20 protein-coding genes are annotated in these 21110 nt (G+C 36.9%); 7 read left to right on the forward strand and 13 right to left on the reverse strand.

Features of this window, described 5'->3' with window-relative positions:
• The first annotated feature begins 251 nt into the window (after positions 1 to 251).
• Both AB7942_RS23080 and AB7942_RS23085 read left to right on the forward strand, forming a co-directional pair.
• Positions 252 to 1049 carry an HAD family hydrolase gene (locus tag AB7942_RS23080; protein ID WP_369448671.1) on the forward strand — a complete coding sequence of 266 codons (798 nt, stop codon included), beginning with the start codon at positions 252 to 254 and terminating at the stop codon, positions 1047 to 1049.
• 322 nt (positions 1050 to 1371) lie between these two features.
• Positions 1372 to 2247 (forward strand): DMT family transporter, encoded by an 876-nt coding sequence (locus tag AB7942_RS23085; RefSeq protein ID WP_369448672.1) that lies wholly within the window; start codon positions 1372 to 1374, stop codon positions 2245 to 2247.
• Between the two features lie 171 nt (positions 2248 to 2418).
• On the opposite strand, the gene AB7942_RS23090 is transcribed toward AB7942_RS23085, so the two are convergent.
• Positions 2419 to 2568, reverse strand: coding sequence for a hypothetical protein (locus AB7942_RS23090; protein WP_369448673.1), 150 nt, complete (start codon positions 2566 to 2568; stop codon positions 2419 to 2421).
• Positions 2569 to 2893: 325 nt separating this feature from the next.
• Between AB7942_RS23090 and AB7942_RS23095 the strand changes: the two genes are divergently transcribed.
• The 3 genes from AB7942_RS23095 (at position 2894) to AB7942_RS23105 (ending at position 7075) form a co-directional block, all read left to right on the forward strand.
• Positions 2894 to 4321, forward strand: coding sequence for a PQQ-dependent sugar dehydrogenase (locus tag AB7942_RS23095; protein ID WP_369448674.1), 1428 nt, complete (start codon positions 2894 to 2896; stop codon positions 4319 to 4321).
• Positions 4322 to 4692: 371 nt separating this feature from the next.
• Positions 4693 to 5910, forward strand: a complete 1218-nt coding sequence (locus AB7942_RS23100; RefSeq protein ID WP_369448675.1) for an ATP-grasp domain-containing protein — start codon at positions 4693 to 4695, stop codon at positions 5908 to 5910.
• A gap of 136 nt (positions 5911 to 6046) precedes the next feature.
• On the forward strand, positions 6047 to 7075 hold the full coding sequence (locus AB7942_RS23105; protein ID WP_369448676.1) for a YheC/YheD family endospore coat-associated protein: 1029 nt from the start codon (positions 6047 to 6049) through the stop codon (positions 7073 to 7075).
• A 163-nt stretch (positions 7076 to 7238) separates the two neighbouring features.
• On the opposite strand, the gene AB7942_RS23110 is transcribed toward AB7942_RS23105, so the two are convergent.
• The 4 genes from AB7942_RS23110 to AB7942_RS23125 form a co-directional block, all read right to left on the reverse strand.
• Complete coding sequence (locus AB7942_RS23110) at positions 7239 to 8618, reverse strand: Mur ligase family protein (RefSeq protein ID WP_369448677.1); 1380 nt, start codon at positions 8616 to 8618, stop codon at positions 7239 to 7241.
• Positions 8619 to 9062: 444 nt separating this feature from the next.
• Positions 9063 to 10172: a lactonase family protein gene (locus AB7942_RS23115; RefSeq protein WP_369448678.1), complete on the reverse strand. Its 1110-nt coding sequence runs from the start codon at positions 10170 to 10172 to the stop codon at positions 9063 to 9065.
• Positions 10173 to 10332: 160 nt separating this feature from the next.
• Complete coding sequence (locus tag AB7942_RS23120; RefSeq protein ID WP_335700908.1) at positions 10333 to 10632, reverse strand: hypothetical protein; 300 nt, start codon at positions 10630 to 10632, stop codon at positions 10333 to 10335.
• A gap of 215 nt (positions 10633 to 10847) precedes the next feature.
• The gene (locus AB7942_RS23125; protein WP_369448679.1) at positions 10848 to 11510 is read right to left on the reverse strand and encodes a GGDEF domain-containing protein; all 663 of its coding nucleotides are present in this window, start codon (positions 11508 to 11510) and stop codon (positions 10848 to 10850) included.
• Positions 11511 to 11764: 254 nt separating this feature from the next.
• On the opposite strand from AB7942_RS23125, the gene AB7942_RS23130 reads away from it, so the two are divergent.
• Positions 11765 to 12772, forward strand: coding sequence for a DUF3231 family protein (locus AB7942_RS23130; RefSeq protein WP_369448680.1), 1008 nt, complete (start codon positions 11765 to 11767; stop codon positions 12770 to 12772).
• Between the two features lie 89 nt (positions 12773 to 12861).
• Here the strand turns inward: AB7942_RS23130 and AB7942_RS23135 are convergent, their stop codons facing one another.
• From AB7942_RS23135 to AB7942_RS23150, 4 genes are all read right to left on the reverse strand, one after another.
• Positions 12862 to 14109 (reverse strand): L-lactate MFS transporter, encoded by a 1248-nt coding sequence (locus AB7942_RS23135; protein ID WP_369448681.1) that lies wholly within the window; start codon positions 14107 to 14109, stop codon positions 12862 to 12864.
• A 148-nt stretch (positions 14110 to 14257) separates the two neighbouring features.
• The gene (locus AB7942_RS23140; protein ID WP_369448682.1) at positions 14258 to 15037 is read right to left on the reverse strand and encodes a LytR/AlgR family response regulator transcription factor; all 780 of its coding nucleotides are present in this window, start codon (positions 15035 to 15037) and stop codon (positions 14258 to 14260) included.
• On the reverse strand, positions 15034 to 16695 hold the full coding sequence (locus AB7942_RS23145) for a LytS/YhcK type 5TM receptor domain-containing protein (protein WP_369448683.1): 1662 nt from the start codon (positions 16693 to 16695) through the stop codon (positions 15034 to 15036). The genes AB7942_RS23140 and AB7942_RS23145 overlap by 4 nt, the downstream gene beginning before the upstream one ends.
• 106 nt (positions 16696 to 16801) lie before the next feature.
• Positions 16802 to 17029, reverse strand: coding sequence for a hypothetical protein (locus AB7942_RS23150; RefSeq protein WP_369448684.1), 228 nt, complete (start codon positions 17027 to 17029; stop codon positions 16802 to 16804).
• Between the two features lie 184 nt (positions 17030 to 17213).
• Between AB7942_RS23150 and acpP the strand changes: the two genes are divergently transcribed.
• Positions 17214 to 17444, forward strand: coding sequence for an acyl carrier protein (gene acpP, locus AB7942_RS23155; protein ID WP_369448685.1), 231 nt, complete (start codon positions 17214 to 17216; stop codon positions 17442 to 17444).
• Between the two features lie 116 nt (positions 17445 to 17560).
• On the opposite strand, the gene AB7942_RS23160 is transcribed toward acpP, so the two are convergent.
• The 4 genes from AB7942_RS23160 to gdhA all read right to left on the reverse strand — a co-directional run bounded on the left by AB7942_RS23160 (position 17561) and on the right by gdhA (position 21103).
• Complete coding sequence (locus AB7942_RS23160; protein ID WP_369448686.1) at positions 17561 to 17974, reverse strand: VOC family protein; 414 nt, start codon at positions 17972 to 17974, stop codon at positions 17561 to 17563.
• Between the two features lie 139 nt (positions 17975 to 18113).
• Entirely contained in the window at positions 18114 to 18599 is a 486-nt protein-coding gene (locus tag AB7942_RS23165; protein ID WP_369448687.1) for a nitroreductase family protein, read from the reverse strand.
• A 98-nt stretch (positions 18600 to 18697) separates the two neighbouring features.
• Positions 18698 to 19417: a PadR family transcriptional regulator gene (locus tag AB7942_RS23170; protein ID WP_369448688.1), complete on the reverse strand. Its 720-nt coding sequence runs from the start codon at positions 19415 to 19417 to the stop codon at positions 18698 to 18700.
• A gap of 303 nt (positions 19418 to 19720) precedes the next feature.
• Complete coding sequence (gene gdhA, locus AB7942_RS23175; protein ID WP_369448689.1) at positions 19721 to 21103, reverse strand: NADP-specific glutamate dehydrogenase; 1383 nt, start codon at positions 21101 to 21103, stop codon at positions 19721 to 19723.
• Positions 21104 to 21110: the final 7 nt, after the last annotated feature.

Raw genomic sequence — 21110 nt, forward strand, 5'->3', positions numbered from 1 at the left:
AGGCTGCCTCAGCAACCAACCTTCAAGTGACTAACAAAAGTCAGCTTTTTGAAAGCTCTTTTAACCAAGTATCATTCCATTGAAAATATAATTCATTATCGTCCGTTTGTGTATACAATGGAATAATATTTTTAGCTTTCATAGAACCCCTTACTTCTCAATAAACTTTATTTAATCTGTACACTGAATTTACAAGGCCTTAATATTCAGATGATATGCTTGCTTTATCAACGAATGAGGAGGCAGTAAAAATGAATGTGCGTGCAATATTTATTGATATGGATGGTACACTACTAAACGTCTCAAACAACATATCCCGCAGAAATATGGAAGCCATTTATACACTCATTAATCAGGGAGTCAAGGTTTTTCTAGCTACTGGTCGACACTATGAAGTAACTGCTCCCTACCATAAAGAAATTGGATTACGAACTCCAATGATCTGTTTGAATGGTGCAACAATCCACGATGCAGAGACAGGAAGAGCATTGCAAATGAAAACCGTCAGACTAAACGAAGAACGATTCCACCAACTGACCGCTGAAAATCCTTGTAATGTTATGATTCATACAGCAAATGGGCTTTATTGTAAGGAAACAAATGAAGAAATCGATTATTGGACAAAAGTTGGGCAAATTCCGCCACGATATATTGGAGATTTAAGACTTGCAAATTATCAAGATGTTCTTAAATATAGTGTTCGAACAGGTGTACCAAGTTCTGAATTATCCGCTTTGTTTAAAAAGGAAGCAGAAGTCATCAATTGGAATGACGGTTTTGAAATAGTTGCTCCTAATGTTTCCAAATGGTCTGCTATAAAAAGCTTACTTCGCGCATATCGAATTAGTCCAAATGAAGTCGTAGCCATTGGAGACGGACCCAATGATATAGAAATGCTTCGTCATGTCGGTACTGGTGTGGCAATGGGTAACGCTAGCGAAGAGGTTAAAACAGCAGCTGATTTTGTTACAGGACACCACGAAAATGATGGATTAGCTGAGTTTATAGAACGTTATCTTCATAAATCATATGAATCATATGTGATTTAGGGCTATTTTAAATAACTTTTTGTAAAAAAATGACAGGTGCAATCTATTTCGTTAGATTCATACCTGTCATTTTTTATCTCGTTTGTATATGGTTCTCGCTGACATTTCGCGGATTTTATACGTTAAAAAACTTAATATTCTGTTATAATGGATCACAGATAAATGTAGCTAGATTGGACTAGAGGTGAATCAAAATGTATTGGACTCCATTATTTGAAAATGATGTACCAGTAGTACTCTTCGTCTCTTAATGGAGTGAAGGTGACTACCTCTCTCCGTTAGGGGCATTTTCGACCTAAATAAAAGACGGAGGGTATAAAAAATGAAAAATACCATATTAGGTTCTATATATTTAGCTTTAGCTTCCAGTATTTGGGGTGGTATGTACGTTGTTGTAAAAATTGTAGTATCCGTCATCCCCCCACTGGAACTTGTGTGGATGCGATATTTAGTGGCTATTGTCGCACTTCTCTTTATCGGCTTAATAACACGACAAAAATGGCGAATCGAGAAACGTCATTTCTTAATAATCATAGCCATTGGAATAATTGGTAATGCCATTTCAATTGTTACACAGGAAACTGGTACAATGCTATCCACAGCACAAATGGGAGCCATTATAACTTCTTCAACACCAGCATTTATGGTTATATTTGCTCGCTTACTCCTTAAGGAACGGTTGACGTTAAAAAAGGGGCTCTCCGTTTGTTTAGCGACAATTGGGGTTTTTCTCATTGTTGGAGTCGGTCATATGGATTTGTCCAATAAACTTGGTGGTATTTCACTGCTTATTGCTGCTTTAACGTGGGCACTCATGTCTGTACTTGTAAAGCGTGTGCCGAGTAATTATTCACAAATTGTAGTAACGACCTATTCCATCTTGGTAGCCCTAATCGTGTTGACCCCATTTGTTTTGCCACGGTTACACGCAATTAATATCTCTCAATTGACTCACCCGACTATTTGGGGAGGACTCTTGTATTTGGGCATTGTCTCAACAGCCGGTGGATTTCTACTATGGAATCGTGGATTACAAATGCTTAATGCCTCAAGTGGGGGGATATTTTTCTTCTTTCAACCCGTGGTTGGAACATTACTTGGATGGCTTATTCTAAAAGAGAACATAGGTGTAACGTTTTGGATTGGCTCTATCCTAATTCTCACAGGTGTTTTATTCGTTATCATCGAGAAAAAATAGTAATGAAACCCCTTCAACTATATTGAAGGGGTTTTGATTGAATAACAGCACTTATTATTAATAATATGACTTATATCCCCATTTCTTAAGCAAGGGGTTTTACGCCACTATTTGATAAAGGGTGCCTTTTTCTATTATTCTACCCGCTTAGGGTTTACCTCTTTTATTTTTTCATTCACTGCTTTGTGTAGTATTAAAAAATTCAGACTGATCTTTTTTGCTAGCCTTTCCCTTATTGTTGTTTTTACCCATTTTTCCATCTGATTCATAACTTAATTTCTGCGGTACCTTTTTATTATCTTCCATAATTTCTCCTTTCAATCAATTCCTCCATTGTATTCTTTCATCTTTTTATTCTCTGATTTATTTTGAAAAATATACAAAACAACTCCTTTTTCCTTCTTGCACTAACCTGCACTAACCTGCCCCAGTTAGTAGAAGAACATTTCTTCTTCACAATCTCGAATATAGAATAAACATTTCTACGATTATGTTTACTCATCAAATAGATCGTCGATAGACGCTCTCTTCTACTATTAAAGGAATCAGGATAGTGGTCAGACTCCCCTGCCCTAATTTGGTACTAATAGAACAGTGCTAATCATATTCTTAAAAAAGAAAACAATTAAGAAGGAGGTTGCGTTAGTTGATCAAAATTAAGGTTAGTTTACGACCCCTTGTAAGTAAGATAAATTTACCCACTGTTTTGAAATCAACTATACTTCCGGGTGACTCAATTGAAAGATTATTTATTGCAACCCAGGTAGGAGAGATCTTTTACATAGGAAACTCAAGTTTAAGGCCTTTTTTAGATATTCGCCCGCGAGTCATAAAACTAGGTGTTTCTGGTGGTGGATATGATGAACGGGGATTGCTAGGGCTAGCGTTTCATCCCGAATTTTATTATAACGGTCTGTTTTATCTTCATTATTCAGTAGCCGGAACACAAGGTCCAGGTGCCCTTCCTGAACCTTTTAATCCTAACCCGTGTGATCCCAGCACTTTAAACCAAAGGTGGATAAATAGAGAAACTCAATATGATCATATTGATACAGTTGAAGAATGGATCGTACAATCGAATGGTCAACCTCAAAAACGACGGACCTTACTTAACTTAAGAAGACCATTTTTAAATCATAATGGTGTCAATAGTTTAAACTTTTCACCTGAAACAGGAAAACTTGTTTTAACAACCGGTGATGGTGGATCAGGCTACGACCCATTTAATTTAAGCCAGGATAATTTGGAAATAGCCGGTAAAATCATTGAAATTGATGTAGGTAAGAATACATTTATCAACAATCCACCTGTAGTCACACGATTTAATGAACTTCCTGTAACAATTCAGGAAAAGCTCACGGTAATTGCCAAAGGGGTTCGCAATATACCAGGCATTTCATTTCAAAAGTTTAATAAACAGTATATCAAATATGTGGGAAATGTCGGACAGGATTTGGTAGAGTCGATTTTTTCATTTGTTCAATATAAACCAATACCGGTTACTCAGCTTGTTCAAGCTTCTTTAAGAAACACCGAACCTGACGAAGAAGGATTTATTAACTTTGGCTGGCGAGGGTGGGAAGGTGCTTTTCCTACATCAATTATAAGGAGCTGTTCTGCAAATCCAACTTTGGATGAGAAAACAATTGCTTATTACAATGAAGCTGTAAACACTTCTGTTAGACGTCTTCAGCCTCTAACAAGTTATTTTCATAAAGATCCCCGCCCCGATAGGTTTGGAGGAACGGCACTTACAGGAGTGCAAGCTTTTATGGGGCATGGAATCCCCGCTTTAACGGGAAGTGTTGTGTTTACCGACCTTGCCCGTGTTGAAGAATCTCGACCTCCGGTTAGAGGGGTTTTAGCGTATACCAGGGTTAGAACAGATGGTAAACTAAATGATTTTAGTGTGATTGAAACCGATTATAATTTTGGGTCTCAATCAGCTTATTATGTTAATTTGGGAACGAATCTGGATCAAACAAGACTATATTTAGGGGTTTATGACTCTATGAAAGTGACTGATTTTAACCAAGGTACAGTTTTTGAAATTGTACCACCTACTACATTTTAAATGCAGATGTATATGGTACAACTGATATTGTTATTGAACTAACCTGTCATTTACTTGAAGCGTAAAAGAACAATGGGACTGCTGAAACAGCAGTCCTATTTTTTTTTACACGTAAACCCAGTCGTTCGTAACTTTTTAAACTTCCACAAATATTACACAAACCCCTTCTTCCATAAAACTACACCGGTAGTACAATAACACTCCTTTTATGAACTCTGTACAAATTCTCATTTAATTGTCTTAAGAATTATGACGATTGTCCATACCACTGTTGTCTTATGACAATATAATAAATTGTACTTATCAGTTTATAAAACTGGTAAAGCTAAATCCTTCAATAAAAAACCTCCAAAGATAGGATGACAAAGCTTATGCAAACCATTGTATTTATTGAAACGAACAAATCCGGATCCAGTAGAGAAGCAATAAAAGCTGCAGAGAGACTCGGATATTTTACGGTGTTATTAACCAATAGGCAAAAATATATTCAACAAAGAACAGAATTTCCCGAAGTCCATCAAATGATTTTAGTAGAATTATCCAATTATGATGAAATAAAAAAAACCCTCAGCAAACTACAAAGACAAGGTAAACGAATAAAAGGCATTTTTAGTTTTGTACATTCTTACGTTTATGTAGCAGCCGCCTTATCAGAAGAATTTTGTTCAGGTGTAGTCTCTACTGATTCAATATTAAAAATGGAAAATAAAGTTTTAACTCGTCAGCTTCTCAAAGGACACCCAAATTCTCCATATTATGCCCTTTATAATCCAGATGATTTTTCCTTAGAGAATTTTATTGGTCAAGCCAAAAACTATTTACCCCTTATTGTAAAGTCTCCCACATCTGCCGGCTCAAAAGATGTCCATTTGGCAAATAACGAGAATCAGTTGAGGATGGCACTAGAAGGATTACTAAAAAAAAATGAACAGATTTTATTGGAAGAGTATCTAATAGGACCCCAATATTTAATTGAAGTTTTAGTACACAATGGAAAAGTTCATATTGTCGCGGTAATCGAACAACAGATTACTTTTTTAAAACGATTTATTGTAACCGGATATTCTTTACTAACAGATGTCAATCAAAGGATGTACAATAGTATCCTTGAGACAGTAAGTTCCATCTTAAAGGCTTTTCAAATGAAAAATGGTGCCTGTCACCTTGAAATGCGTTTAGTAAATGGAGTTTGGAAATTAATTGAAATTAACCCAAGAATCTCAGGTGGAGCGATGAATCGAATCATTGAAGTCGGATATGGAATTAATTTAGTAGAGGAAACCATTCAATTAATGTTAGGAAATGAGCCTTGCCTTACTAAAAAGCACAGTAAGTATGTATATGCACATTATTTAACAGTTGATTCTAAAGGAAAATTAATGAAGGTAACGGGAAAAGAACGCGTCTCTCAATATCCCGGTGTGGAAGAGGTGTATATAAAACCCCGACAAGGACAGATCGTACGTCCGCCTTTATCAATGGGAGATCGTTGCGGATACATTTTGGCATCCTCAGAGGGTAAATTCGAAGCAAAAAGAATTGCTATGAGAGCAGCTAGCGAAATACATTTCTCCCTTGACCCAATTTAAAAATTCCAAGTGACAAATAATGAGTATGATCTATAAAAACAGATGTTTTAAGAAATTAGATGAGTTATTAATGATTGAACAATCATTCTAGTCTTTTTATCAGAAAAAGAATGTGGAGAGGTGGAAAAGAAGTATAATGACGTTAATTGGCATGCTTCATCATCGCAGTGATCCAAGTAATGTAAAGAAAGCATATGCTTATGCCGCTGTAGCAAAAGCAGAAGGTGTAACCTTTTTTTACTTTACCCTAGGGAAGGTAAATATAAAACAGCAAAAAATTTTAGGAAAAGCCTATGAAAATGGAAAATGGATTGAAAAGGAATTTCCTTTCCCTGATGTCATTTATAATGCAAGTTATCTTGCAAGTGAGAAAACTAAACAAATCTTTGATTATTTGTTTGATAGAATTCCGTTTACAAGTCATTCTATTGGTGACAAATTATCGGTATATAACAGAATTAAAAAGGCAAATAAATATAAACATTACCTTATTCCTTTTTATGAATTAACTGACGTTCAGATTTTTTTTGACATGATCAAACGTTATCAAAAAGTTATTATCAAACCGTTATCTGGGCATCAAGGAGGTGGCGTTGTTTTTATTGAAAAATATGGATCAAATCATTACAAAATGAATGATGCAGGATTAGAATCATCTATTAATGAAAAACAATTGTTAGACTTGTTATCTCATAAAATACAAGAACAAGATTACGTAGTTCAACAGTTTATTACAAGTCAAACAAAATCTGGTCATGTTTTTGATTTCCGGTTGCATGTTCAAAAAAATGGAGAAGGAAAATGGGTTATTACTTCTATTTATCCAAGGATCGGGCGTTTAGGGACCATCACATCAAATATGGGGAGTGGTGGTTATAGTACTTACCTGGATATTTTTTTAAAAACAGAGTTTGGTGACTCCTGGTATGATATTAAAAGGTATCTTGAACAGTTTGCGATAAGTTTTTCAAATCATTTTGATTCTTTATATGACAGTGAATTGGATGAATTAGGAATTGACGTCGGAATTGATGCTAACCAAAAACTATGGCTTTTTGAAGTAAATTGGAGACCAGGTCCACCTAATATATATAATCTTGAATTAGATGTAGCTAAAAATACGATTTTGTATGCTAAATATTTAGCTGATACAACTAAGCATTAAACGGGAAAAAAATGTCGATAAAACGACACCACTTATAGCAACAAATATTTTAATCCCTAAAAAAGGCAGCTTGCCGCTAATGAACTGCACCTCCGATTGTGAACAATTGGATTGCAGTTCATTAAAGGAAAGCTGCCTATTTATGTGAAAAGATTCTACTATTCTACTTTCTTAAATATTCGATGACATCATCGAAGTCTGAGTCATTCCCGCCCGTTTTGAAATAAACAATGTCATTTGGGATTAAAAATGAATCAAAAAACCTCTTTAATTCATCTGCATCTGAAAAATGATAAACATTATGCGGATTTACTCCTGCCTCTATAGCTGGCTTTTGAAAATCTTTTGCAATAAACCCTTTGGTGATGAGAATATCGACCCCCGAATCACTGATTAGATGTCCTGCCTTTTTGTATTCTTCATCTGCATATTTTCCCAGTGCTGCCATTCTTCCCAGAACAGCAATTTTTCTTTGGGATGGCAATGCTATCCTGCTTAATGTTTCTAAGCCTTTTCTTAAGGAAGCAGGATTTGACTTCCAAGTATCATCCACCAACGTAATTTGATTTCGTCCTTCAATAATTTGAAAATGGGATCTCATGTGATGATAAGAAGATAATCTCTTTAAAGCATAGTGAATATCCACTCCTAGGATTGCAGCAGCTGCTAATGAAGCGGCTGCATTATATACACTATGCTCACCAAGTCCCGGTATATATCCTTTAAATTCCCTTTGCTTATATTCCATCCAAAAAGTCATGCCGGATGAATGATATTGATACTTCTTAATCCTAAAAATTGCATCCTTGTTTTTTCCGAATGTTATAATCTCTCCCTTAAATTTAGAAGTATCGATGGAGGAGAGATATGGGTCGTCCGTATTTAGGATGAGAATTCCCTCATTGTTCATACCTTGCATTATTTTTGCCTTTTCTGCTAGATAATTATCAAATGATCGAATTTTATCCGTATGATCCACATCAATCATTGTCATAATTCCAATAGTCGGGTAAAAATACTTACAGGACTCCGTCATATCCCCTTTTGAAGATACGGCTGTTTCAAACACTGCCACATCCGTATCTTCATCAATTCCCATTAAATAAGGAAGGTTGTAATAACTGGCATTTTTGCTGGATATTGTTGCCTGGACATTGTGTGTTTCTTCCAAAAGGTGTTTTAAAATTTCTTTCGTTGTAGACTTTCCACATGTACCAGTAATGGCGACTACAGGAATATTAAACAGATGCCTGTAATACGAAGTAAATTTAAAGAAACTGTCTTTGAGATTCTTTACCATAATGATTTGCTTAGGATTTAATCTTTCCATATGAGAAAATGGTGAATCTGTAACGATGAATACATTCTTGTAATTCTTTATAGATTCAACAGGCACCTCACTATTGTTCCAACGAAAAAATAACGTATGACTCATAATTTCAAATCTGTCATTAGTTACGTTCTTGATTCGTATACCTTTTTGCTTTTCATTAGGTTGAATGTTCATTGCAGTTAAAATGTTTTCCAATAATAATGTCTTCAAAATGTCCCTCCTGAAATTCCTTTTTTGAAAAAAACCTTTCCCCCATAATACTGTTCTATATGGCAGTAGTGATTGAATCACTTTGAATTCAAATGCTAATGTATCATATGACAAGTCCCCTATTGCAGGTGTGTGATAAATACTCAGACAAATAGCGGAAAATTAAGCATTGTTTGTCATAAACTTATGAGTAAATGTCCAGTACATGGTGAAATTTCCATTTTATAAAATTGTTAGGAAGAAATGGGTGCCAAAAGAGCAAGTGAAACAAGAAAAAAGCATTACGGTTGTTCCAGTAATGCACCCGTTTGATTAAGTGCATTTCTTCACAACTTTGCTGGCAATTATGTTGTCTCATAATAAAAGCCACCAGTATGTCGGCAGCCCTGTTTTTTGTAACTCCTGTATTTTTCTATTTCGAACAGTATGGTGTATCCAATAGAATCAAAGAACAGCTAAACCTTGTGATCCATAGTATGAAAAGTTAGTCCAGGCAGCAATCTGCAATCTTACTAGACTACCATCATCTTGAATATTAAATACTGACACTGTTCCCTGATTTCCGTTAAGGGTGTAAAAATGCCGTCCATCGCTACTCACTCTAACATCCATCGGAAGACCCGGTGCTGTACCTGGCGGTGTACTGGTAATATGCCTTACCACCGACAAAGCTCCATTTGGATCAATTTGGTAGGTAGAGATGGTGCCGCTTAAAGTGTTGGTAATGTATGCAAAACGTTCATCCCTCGTTGTTACAACCCAACAAGCAGTCTTATATCCGCTTGGTACAGAGCCGCTGATCACCCGAAGGATACCGTCATTACTCAATGAATAAGATGACATCGCATTTGAAACTGCTTCTGTAACTAAGAGGATTCCAGACGATAGAAAATATACGCCTAATGGTCCTTGACCGTAAGAATCATTAACGATTGGACCTGTAAGCGTACCATTTTGATTCACACGAAATATACTAAGATGGTTTGAAGTAAGCTCGGATACAAGGATTTTGCTACCGTCAGGAGTGAAGAGAACCTGAGCCGGCTGAGCATTGAAGGTACTGAGAGAATAGGTGGATCCAGGAATAGGAGTAAGCCGTCCGTTTTCATCTATGCGAAAACCAGTGATGTTGGAAGCAAAATTGTTAGCGGCATTCCCTACATTGGAAACATAGACAATATTACCAAACACATCTACGCTGTTGGGCTGAGCTCCTCCTGATGGCTTCACATCTACAAGAACAGGTGTTCCACTGTCAGTTATGATGAAACTACTTATACTATTGCTACCCGCGTTAACACCAAGTAGGAAACGCCGATCACGGGACAAAGTTATGGCGCCTTGTGACGCAAGAGGGTCGATGCCATCGTTTGCAGTTGCAGTGGAGACTTCCTTTGTACCAGTACCTCTACCATAAGTTGGGTAGGCACCCACAAAGGTCAGCATTCCATTCATGTCCCGGTAAAAGGCAATGATTTGATTCATTACTTCATTATTGGTCATCATGTACACCATACTCACACGTACACGAAAATAATTGTTGATGATCTGCATTTTATGACTCTCCTCCTTTTCATAATTTTATATGATTCTTTTGCCCTTTAAATTCCCAAAATGGATGTAAATTGGTTTACAAACAGAGGTGGACGATCATTCACTTATCTACTAACCTGCACCGTTAGTACAACAACATATCTCCACCATACTCTACTTCTTAATCAAAACGTTCTGTATCGAATCCATCCAAAATATCCTCTAATTCTGTAAGGAAATTTAGTTGTACAGGAGCAGGGATTTGCTCCATCCACTTTTTTATTTCTGGTAACTCCTCAGCCTCATCTATGTTCGTTGGTTTTGGATGAAGAGTTGCCCACCATTTCTTCAATTCATCGATAAATTCATAAAAGTAGCGTTCAAATCTTTCTGCCCATTCTGCCCCTTCATCACCAGAAGTCTTTTGCATCATACTCCAGGCTTCCATCGCTGTTTCGAAGTACTCATCAATCATCTTCATGTGGAACTCCTTTCTACATACTGTTATATTCTTTCATTCTCTCATTGTAACAGTAGAAAGCTATGGTCGGTACTAATGACACCTCATTGTTCATCTGAACATTTTTTTCAAACATAATTATCATTTCTAATTGAACAACCCTCCTCGTTAGTAAAAAAGCGACTGCTCTTATTGAACAATCGCTCCAAGTAATTGAATGATAATTTTTCATTGTTTCATATTTTTTTAAGGGTAGCTTTTTTACTTAAGGTTTTTAATTTATACATATTTTTATCAGCAATCTTAATTAGACTGTCCATATCTTTTCCATCATTTGGATAAATAGCAAATCCAGCAGAAACTGAAATTTTTTTTTGTGTATTTTGGGATAGTTCTCTCAATCCGTTTTCAATCCTCTTAATCATTTCTTCAGTTCCAGTTTGATCTGAGAAGGGCGAAATGATTAAAAATTCATCTCCTCCCCATCTTGCGATAATGTCACTGACGCTAGTGCTTTTTAAAAGTATAGTCGAAATATTTTCAAGTACCAGATCTCCATATTTATGACCATATGTATCATTTATTTGTTTAAAGTCATTACAATCTAATATTAATATACTTAGTTGTTCGATTTTTTTCGCTGATGATATTAGTTTTGGGAAAATCTCCTCAATAAATCGTCTATTATAAAGCCCAGTTAAATAGTCTTTTTCGGAATAAAACTTAGCCTTGTCATATTGTTTTCCCAGCCACCAGAGTATCATGGTAGTTACAATCAAAACGGTTGTATCTATGAACGTCCTAATCGAACTTTGAAGTGTTTTATAATTATAAGCAACATAAGGTATTCCAACAATTAGACTAATTAAGGTTGTTACTATTCTTCCTTTGTATTTCAAGGTATGTATCACTCTTTCTTTCCGAATTAAAACCTATTTTAATAAATATTTTTTTCCATAATAAATAACCTGTATATTCCCCTAATATACCACATCCTTACGCTTTTTTCTTTTATTGTCTTATTATGGTATAAGGTTAAGAATTATTCCGAAAAAGAAGAAGACTCGACTCCTGATAGAAGTAACGATTTAAAATTGACTAATTTCCCTCCCTTTGAACACACTAAAATTAAAAAGTCATGGAGGTTATAAATTTGATTCTAACAAACCCTATAAGTGCACCAGAGGTGGGGACACTCTGGCTTACATACATAGAAAAAACCCTTATTATGAGAATGTTGGAATACTTTATAGAGAAATCGGATGACCAAGAAGCTAGGAATATTCTGGGCGGTTTGTGGCAAGAACTGAATTATTTTGTTGTGCAAATGGAAGAGATATTTGGAGACCAAAAAATGGCGAAACCTGTTGGATACACAAAAGAAAACGTCAACGTAGAAGCTCCTAAGTTATTCGATAATGGATTTGATATTATGTTGGTCCGTATATTAAAAGAAGTTAGCATGGGTATGTACACCATTAATATGAATATGGCATATAACGATAAGGTTATTCAGATTTATGAGGGACTTACTTCTGTTACTCAAAAATTTTATAAATTGTCTACCCTTTATCTGCTAGAAAAAGGGATTCTTACCCTTCCCCCAAAAGTTACTATGCCAAAAACAACTGAATTTATAAAAAGCAAAAGGTACATGCAAGGATTTAAGCCTTTTGGTGACAAGAGGACTTTAAATGACATTGAGCTTGGTATTATTCACCATGGAATTGAGACAAATAATATTGGAATGCAATTGATTACTGGTTTCGCACAATGTGCAGTTAACAAAGATGTTAAACAATATTTTGTAAAAGGAATTGAACTTTGTAAGAAACAAATCAAAACATTCGAGGAAATGCTTTTAGAGAGTAATGTTCATTTCTCTGCTACATCTGGAAGCACGGTAACTACTTCCACAATCGCACCATTTTCGGATAATCTCATGATGCATTGCGTATACCTTCTCAATGGATTTGGACTTGTAGGAGGTAGTTTTGGAACCTTTTTTAGTTTAAGAAATGATATATCTATAAAATTTTCATTAATTGCTAAAGATATATATTTCTACGGACAAGAAGGAATTGAAATTAAGATTAAGCATGGGTGGTTTGAAGAACCTCCACAAATGGAGGATAGGGCTCAAATAATAAAAGGTGATTGAATCAATTTGTTTTCTCCCTGCTTTTTTCCAGATAAAAGAAAAGGCAACGCCCCCGATTGGGTTCGCTGCCTCTTTTTTATAGAGTTCTATTAACTTGCTCGTGTCTTTGGTGAAAGACTGCGAATCTCCCCATGACTCCTTTTCTTCTTCGTTTTCGGCTCACCAAAATTTGGTGCCTTGATCGTCATAGCAATGAGTAATGAGACAATGCTCAGTACTGCTATAAGCTTAAAGGTAGGTATGAAACCACCTAAGGCAGTAGCAATAAATGAACCGGAAATGGCTCCAATTCCAAAGCCCTGATAAATGATTCCATAGTTTTTGCTCTGATTTTTCAAGCCAAAGAAATCAGCTACAATTGCAGGGAATATCGTAATATTACCGCCAAAACAAAAGGCAATTCCAGCGACACAGATAAAGAACAAGGCATAATTAAGTTGTACAAAGCTTAATACAGATACTGCTGCTGCTGTTACAAGAAGTGTACCTGATACCACTCTTAAACGGCCCACTTTATCTGATAATGCTCCGAGAATGATTCGTCCGCTGGTATTAAAGATGGCAACTAAAGCCACAGCGTTACTGGCAGCTTCAATATCAAGTCCTACCAATCGAACACCAATATCCTTCACAATTCCAATTAAGAATAAACCACTCATGCACGCTGTAAAGAAAATAAAGAATAGTAGATAGGCTTGCTTTGTTTTAAGCATTTCTTTAACTGTATAATCTTTTTGGATACTGCCGCCAACGGTTTGCGGCTCATGACTCATTTTTGCTTCCCGGACAAGGAATGAACCACCCACAACCAAAATCAGGACAATTACTCCCCAGTAAAAGAAGGCTTGAGACACCCCAACAGATTGGATAAGTGAACCGTTTATGAACTTGAATAACAAACTACCCGTACCGTACGCACCAACAGAAATTCCAGAAATAAGTCCTTTTCTCTCTGGAAACCACTTAATTAAATTAGATAAGGATGTGATGTAAGCTGTGCCATCTGCTGCCCCAACGACAACCCCTACTAAAATATAAAGCATCCATAATGATGATACCTGGGAACTAAGGATTAAGCCTGCTCCAAGCACAAGACCTGCACAACCAATTACTCTGCGAAGCCCCCATTTATCCTGTAGCTTCCCGGCAAACAACGTCGAGAATGCCAAGGCAAAGCTAGTAATTGAAAATGTAATAGCAACTGAATTTAACTTCCAATGAAAGAGTTCAACTAACGGCTGGTTAAAAAGACTCCACGTATAGATGGTACCTAAACCCATCTGTACGATAATAGTTCCTAACACAATCAGCCATCGACGATCTGTACTTGATTTCATTGCGATCTCCTCTTTTCTTCCATATAAAAATGATCATATTTAACATCAGAATCTTTAATTGATTTTGTTTACATGATCATCATAGCATTGAAAAAAAGAGAGAAACCGTTTTCAGAATGAGATGCCTATTATTCGGAATGAATGGAGGTTATAGATGCATAATTTGTCGAAACGCTTTCACTTTGCTTCTGCTTACCGGAATTTCCTCTGTAAGATCTTTCAGACGCAGCATGTAGGTTTGATTAAACCATGGAACAATTTCAAGGATTTTGGTCAAGTTAACTGTATACGAACGGTGACAGCGAAAGAAAAGGTTCTCAGGCAATAGGGAATCAAATTCCGTTATGCTCATCGGCATGGTGTACTCCTCCTTTTTGGTATACACCAATGTAACTTTTTCGTTGGCGATAGCGTAATAGATATCATTCGCATCTGTTACGATAATTTTATCGTTCTTTTTCAAATTGATTCGATTAGAAGCCTGCGTTGGGATTTCTCTTTGCTGTCCTTGAGAATTCAAATGAGATTTAAGGTTTCTATTTGGGAGTGTTATTTCGACGTGATCTCGTTTAAAGGCAATTTCCAACCTGCTTAACATCCCAGCAATCCGCTTCTCGTCATAGGGCTTTAAAATATAATCAAAGGCCTCAAGTTCAAAGGCTTGTGCTGCATGCTCTTTGTAGGCAGTGGTAAAGACAATATAAGGCCTTTTTGTAAATTTACTTATGGTACTCGCTAACAACATGCCATTTAAGGAAGGAATATTAATATCAAGAAAGATTACATCTGTTTCATGCTCTTGCAAAAATTTTAAAACATCTAAGCCATCATCAAAGAAATGGGTCACTTCAATTTCACTATAGGCTTCCACTAAATACTCCAGTTCTTCACGAGCTGGAACTTCATCTTCCACAATAATCGCTCTCATAGGTTCTCCTTTACGATATCAAAAAAAACTTCTGTTCCTGGTGACAAGCGGTGAATGACCAATCCATGTCCATAAATGAGTTTCACTCGCTGGTGAACATTATACAAACCTATTTTGTTGGCCGGTACATCATCATGCAGCAAATGCTGAATGACATCTTCGCTAATTCCAGCCCCCGTATCCATCACACTAATTCTTATTTTATTTCCCATATCCTTAACCGCTATCGTCACCACCCCTGGGCCCTTTATCGTTAAGATCCCATGAATAATGGCATTTTCGACCAAAGGTTGGATGAGCAGGCTCGGGATATTTACATTTACTTCGTCAATATCGTATTCCACCGTTAACCGGTTGCCAAAACGCGCCTTCTCTATTTCAACGTAATCACGGACTTGCTCCAATTCTTTATGGATATCAATCAATTCATCACTAATTTCTAAATTGTAACGCATATAACCTGAAAGATTAATAATCAACTCACGTGCCTTGTCCGGATTTCTGCGTGTGGTGGAGGCAATGGCATTTAGGGCATTAAATAAAAAGTGCGGATTAATCTTCGTTTGGAGCGCCTTCAGCTCCGCCTTGTTCGCACCTTCCTTAATCTGTTCAATCCGGGAAACCTCCATAAGTGTGGAGATGATTTGCGATAGTCCGATGGCCATTGTTTGCAGCGAATAAGTCATTTTATAGGCTTTGCGATAATAGATTTTAAGTGTTCCCGTCACCTCGCCATGCTCCTCAAAGGGAACAATGAGCAGGGAGTGAATTTGGGGTGTATGGTGATCGGCCACTTGATTCCGAATGATGAATTTCCCGCTGTGAATCGCCTCTTTTGTCAAATCACTAATGATTTCCTGCCCGATTACATACCGTTCTTCACCAAAGCCAACATAAGCAAGCACATTATGCGTATCTGTAATCGCAACCGCGTCGGCCTTGATATCATTTTTTATAATACGGCAAATCTTCTTCAAAGAATCAAAATTAACAGATCGAAAATAAGGCAGTGTCTTATTTGCAATATCTAAGGCTAACTTTGCCTGTCTCGCTGCAATCAATTCCTTCTCACCTTCGACGCTCATCACGAGCAATACAATTAGGCCAATGTTTACCTCTCCTACAATCATCGGAAAAGCGATTTTAGAAACAATGTCCAAACCTAGTTCAAATGGATTCGCCATCGCAAGAATCAGCACCATGGTCAAAATTTCGGACAACATGCCGGCAACTATTCCATAAACCCAGCGCAAGGACCTCTTCACTCTTCGGTTAATATAACCCGAAACAATTCCCGCTAAAATGCTTGTAATGAGACATGGGATCGAAGTGGGTCCACCAATATCTATTAAATAACGATGGACTCCTGAAACAATACCGGTAATAATTCCTACCCAGGGGCCAAACAAGATTCCCCCCGAAACGACTGCAATAATCCTGACATTTACAAGTGATCCTTCCACATGAATCCCTGAATATGTACCAAATATGGCAAATAAGCAAAACACAAGGGTGATGACCACACGCTCGGTGGGAGAATGCTGTTCTTTTTGAAGAGATTCCTTAAATCTCGGGATCCGAATCATAAAGAACAGACAAATCAAGAGCAAGGCAGCTCGTTCAAATAAATGGATCAGCATTTCTAATGATGTATTCATCTAAAGTTCCTCTCTATATTTCTAAACATTAAAATTAAAAATGTATATTTAAAATTCGTGGAAAACAATGATTTGGAAACACTCATGGTAGTTAAACAAGACACTATCAAAAAAAATTCATTACTATAGCAAATATACCAAACAATATGAGTAGTATTCCAAACAAAAATATCCCTGTTACATATTCAAATATGGTAAAGAAAAAAGCCACCTTGTTTATCTTACTCCGCTCTTCAAATATAAATTTTAAACCATCTTTAACTTCATAAAAACTAAGTGAGCTTAAACCAAATCCCACAATAATGCAACTAATTCCTACATATAAAAGTGTCATTATCTATTTTCTCCAATAATTATTCAAAAAGTTTGTACTAGTTAACATACCGTTAATAACATATGAATAATCCTTTATTTTTCATTAGTCAAATGTTCGCCGGATATTGGCAATACTTTTATGTTTTACGTTCCGAGATTGGTTGTTATAATGGAGGTTATGAAATATTTAGGGGGATGTCACAATGACCACATTTGAAAAGTTAAAACCTATTATTGCAGACCAACTGGGTGTGAAAATGGAGAATATCAAACCAGAGGCATCATTCAAAGATGACTTCGAAGCTGATTCGCTTGATATGGTGAACCTGACGATGGAAATTGAAGATGAATTCGCAATCGAAATTAGCGACAAAGTTGCAGCGAAGCTTCAAACAGTGGGAGATGTCGTAAACTATATTGAAAATTCCCGTTAACAAATAAGGAAAAGGCGGATGGCCCAACGCAGGTGTACGTATCGCAGAAGGCATCCGCTACAATTGATATTACAGAAATGCTCTTATCGCCAGAATATTTCCTTTATAATCCTATCTCATTCTTTCGGCATTTTGCTCAAATCCATATACAACACATTCCACCGATGACCATCCAAATCAGTAAAACCGCAGCCGTACATCCATCCTTGGCTCTCTGAAGGCTCTCCAAATAGTGTACCGCCAGCCTCTACTGCATTCTTTGCCATTACATCTACTTCTTCTCTGCTGTCGGCATCCACGGATAGCAATACTTCCGTAGCTTGCTTTGTATCAACAATTACCTGTCTGGTAAATTTTTCGAAAGTTGACTCTGGAAATAGCATAACCGTAGCATTATGATCCCCGATGATCAATTGTGCTTGGTCGCTATTGCCATGTTGCTCATTAACAATAAATCCTACTTTGCTATAAAACTCTTTTGATTTATTGATGTCTTTTACCGGCAAGTTAATCCAAAATTGTTTTGGCATTGTTATTTCTCCTTTTTTAATATTCATCCGATTTGCATGGCTATTCGAATATTTTGGATTGCTGTTTATACCGCACTTATTTTCACTTCTAAATCATTGTAATTATACCATATTATGTAAAAATTATAATTTCCCTTTTTTAAGAAAGGTACTTTATTTTTTCTTGAATAGGAGTCCTTTCTTTTCGTTCATTGATTTCTTCTGGGTACCCTACACCAAAGATCCCAATCACATCATACCCATCCGGAACACCTAGAATTTCACGGTTTTTCGGAGCAGCCCCCATCGATGACCAGAATGTTCCAACCCCTTCTGCCCAAGCGGCTAGATTAAAATTTTGTACAAAGCAGGCTGTAGCATGTGCGTTTTCTACTTTTTCAATTTCATTGGCACCGTGTTTGGATAAAATGGCAAGTACAACAGGCGCATGGAAGAAATTGGTTTTGTGGTTTAACTTTTCTCTTGTCTCCACACCAACCATGTACACTTCCCATGGTTCGGTCATTTTATGATTGGGAGCCATTGAGCCGGCTTCCAGCCATTTGCTGATTTGCTCTATAGTGACCGGATCTGATTTGAAATTTTTTATATTACGTCGAGAATAGATAATATCGATGATATCCAAGAAAATTCCTCCTATTTGTTCTAATCTTTTCCCTAAATCTGTCCTGTACCTTGTAGCGATGAAAACTTTCTACTTAGGTATTCGTTTGATATGTTTTCTCACTTCTTGTTTGACCACTGAATCAAGTGAGCCCTTCCGCTCTTAATGATTTCGGCAAGTTCTGGTGCAAGTGAAGGCTCATGCAATACTCTACTTACTGCGTATTGAAACTCCAATTGAAATTTGTCCATCTCTTCGCGCAGTAATCCAGCTTCCTTCGATTGCTTCCACAATAAATGAAGGCGCCATTCCTCCCAAAACACCTGATCCTCATCGTGAACCGTCTCTGACAGAAATTCCAAGCCATCAGGAGTTAACGTACATACTTTTTTATCTGTTTGTTCATCAATTGAGATCAAACCTCTTTCGGATAAATCCTGCAAAGCTGGATAAATTGTTCCTGCACTCGGAGAATACACACCTTTACTCCGCTCTTCCAGCAGCTTCATCACTTCATAGCCATGTCGCGGCTCCTCCTTAAGCAGCTGAAGGACTGCTATTTGAATAAGTCCCCTTCGTTTTCCAGGCTTCTTTTTTTCTTGCTTCCTATGATGAGATTTTTTTTCGTAAAAGTGGCGTGCTTGGTTTAAGCCTTTTTCTGTAATTGAAAGCATCCCTTTTCTATTTACAACCATTTCTTCGTTAAGCAAATGCTCAATGATTGTATCGAAATTAGAGATTTCCTCACTTAGTGCCCCAAGCAAGTCTTCCCTGCTTATATCCTTACGACTCACAAATGTAAGGATTGTTAGAATGTCTTGTTTTTTTATACCTGACATGACAGCCCTCCATTCCTTCACTATTACGATAAATTTTAATCGATATACATAGATAAAGCAATAAATATATCGATTATTTTTTTCGATATAAAAATTTCCTATCTTTTCACATTTTCCTAATATGTTCTAAGTTTGTTCAATTAACAAAAATCAAACGACTATTGCTTCCACTTTACTTAAACAGATAAGTAAACGATTGATAGAAAAGAAAAAACAACGATGAAAGGCCACCAATCTGTGACCTTTTATCGTTGTTTTGAACGATATCTATATTCTATTATTATCATAACAAGATATTATATTTTAGATAACACCCTGTTCGATCATGGCATTAGCTACTTTTACGAATCCAGCTATATTAGCACCGATAACAAGATTTCCTCGAGCATCATAATCTTCTGATGCCTTCATACTCTTACTATAAATATCTTTCATGATGTCTTGTAATTTCATATCCACTTCTTCTTGTGTCCATGACAGCCTTGCACTATTTTGCGCCATTTCTAACGCGGAAACTGCAACCCCGCCTGCATTTGCTGCTTTGGCAGGTGCAAATAAAACATGATGCTCCAAATAAGTATCGATGGCTTCTAGCGTAGAAGGCATATTTGCACCTTCGCCCACTGCCTTTACCCCATTTGAAACTAACAATTCTGCCGCTTCCTTATCTACCTCATTTTGCGTTGCACATGGTAAAGCAATATCGCACGGAATCGCCCAGATGCCTGAACATCCTTCTTGATAGATAGCATCTGGATGTTCTTTGACATATTCAATCATTCTTTTATTCTCTACTTCTTTTAATCGTTTAACCGTATCTAAGTTAATTCCTTTTCGATCATAGACATAACCGTTTGAATCGCTGCATGCTACCACTTTTGCACCAAACTGCATCGCTTTTTCCATTGCATAAATCGAAACATTTCCTGAACCAGATACCACAACGGTACTTCCTTGAAAGCTTAATCCCTGACGTTTCAGCATTTCTTCTACAAAATAAACCAATCCATATCCTGTCGCTTCTTTCCGGCCTAAGCTTCCTCCATAACCAATGCCTTTTCCAGTTAGCACACCTGCTTCATAAGCACCTTTTAATTTTTTATATTGCCCGAACATATAACCGATCTCTCTTGCCCCTACTCCAATATCCCCAGCGGGAACATCGATATCCGGCCCGATATGTCTGCTAAGCTCTGTCATAAAGCTCTGGCAAAAGCGCATAATTTCTAAATCAGATTTACCTTTTGGATCAAAGTCGGAACCGCCTTTTCCACCGCCTATTGGCTGACCTGTTAATGAGTTTTTGAAGATTTGCTCAAACCCGAGAAACTTGATAATACTTGCGTTAACAGACGGGTGAAATCTTAGTCCCCCCTTATAAGGTCCAATCGCGCTACTAAACTGGACACGATATCCACGATTCACTTTTACATTCCCTTTATCATCTACCCATGGAACCCGAAAGGTAATCATTCGCTCTGGTTCGACCATTCTTTCTAGAACGGCCTGTTTGATATATATCGGATTTTTCACAAGGACAGGTACTAAAGAATCAAGTACTTCTTTAACTGCCTGCTGGAACTCCCATTCATTTGGATTACGCATTTGAACACTTTCAAATAAACGATTTACGTAATCTTTCACGATTTGCGTTTGATTTTCTTCTACTTTATCCAGCATTTTCATAACGTTC

The organism is Neobacillus sp. BF23-41, assembly GCF_041106275.1.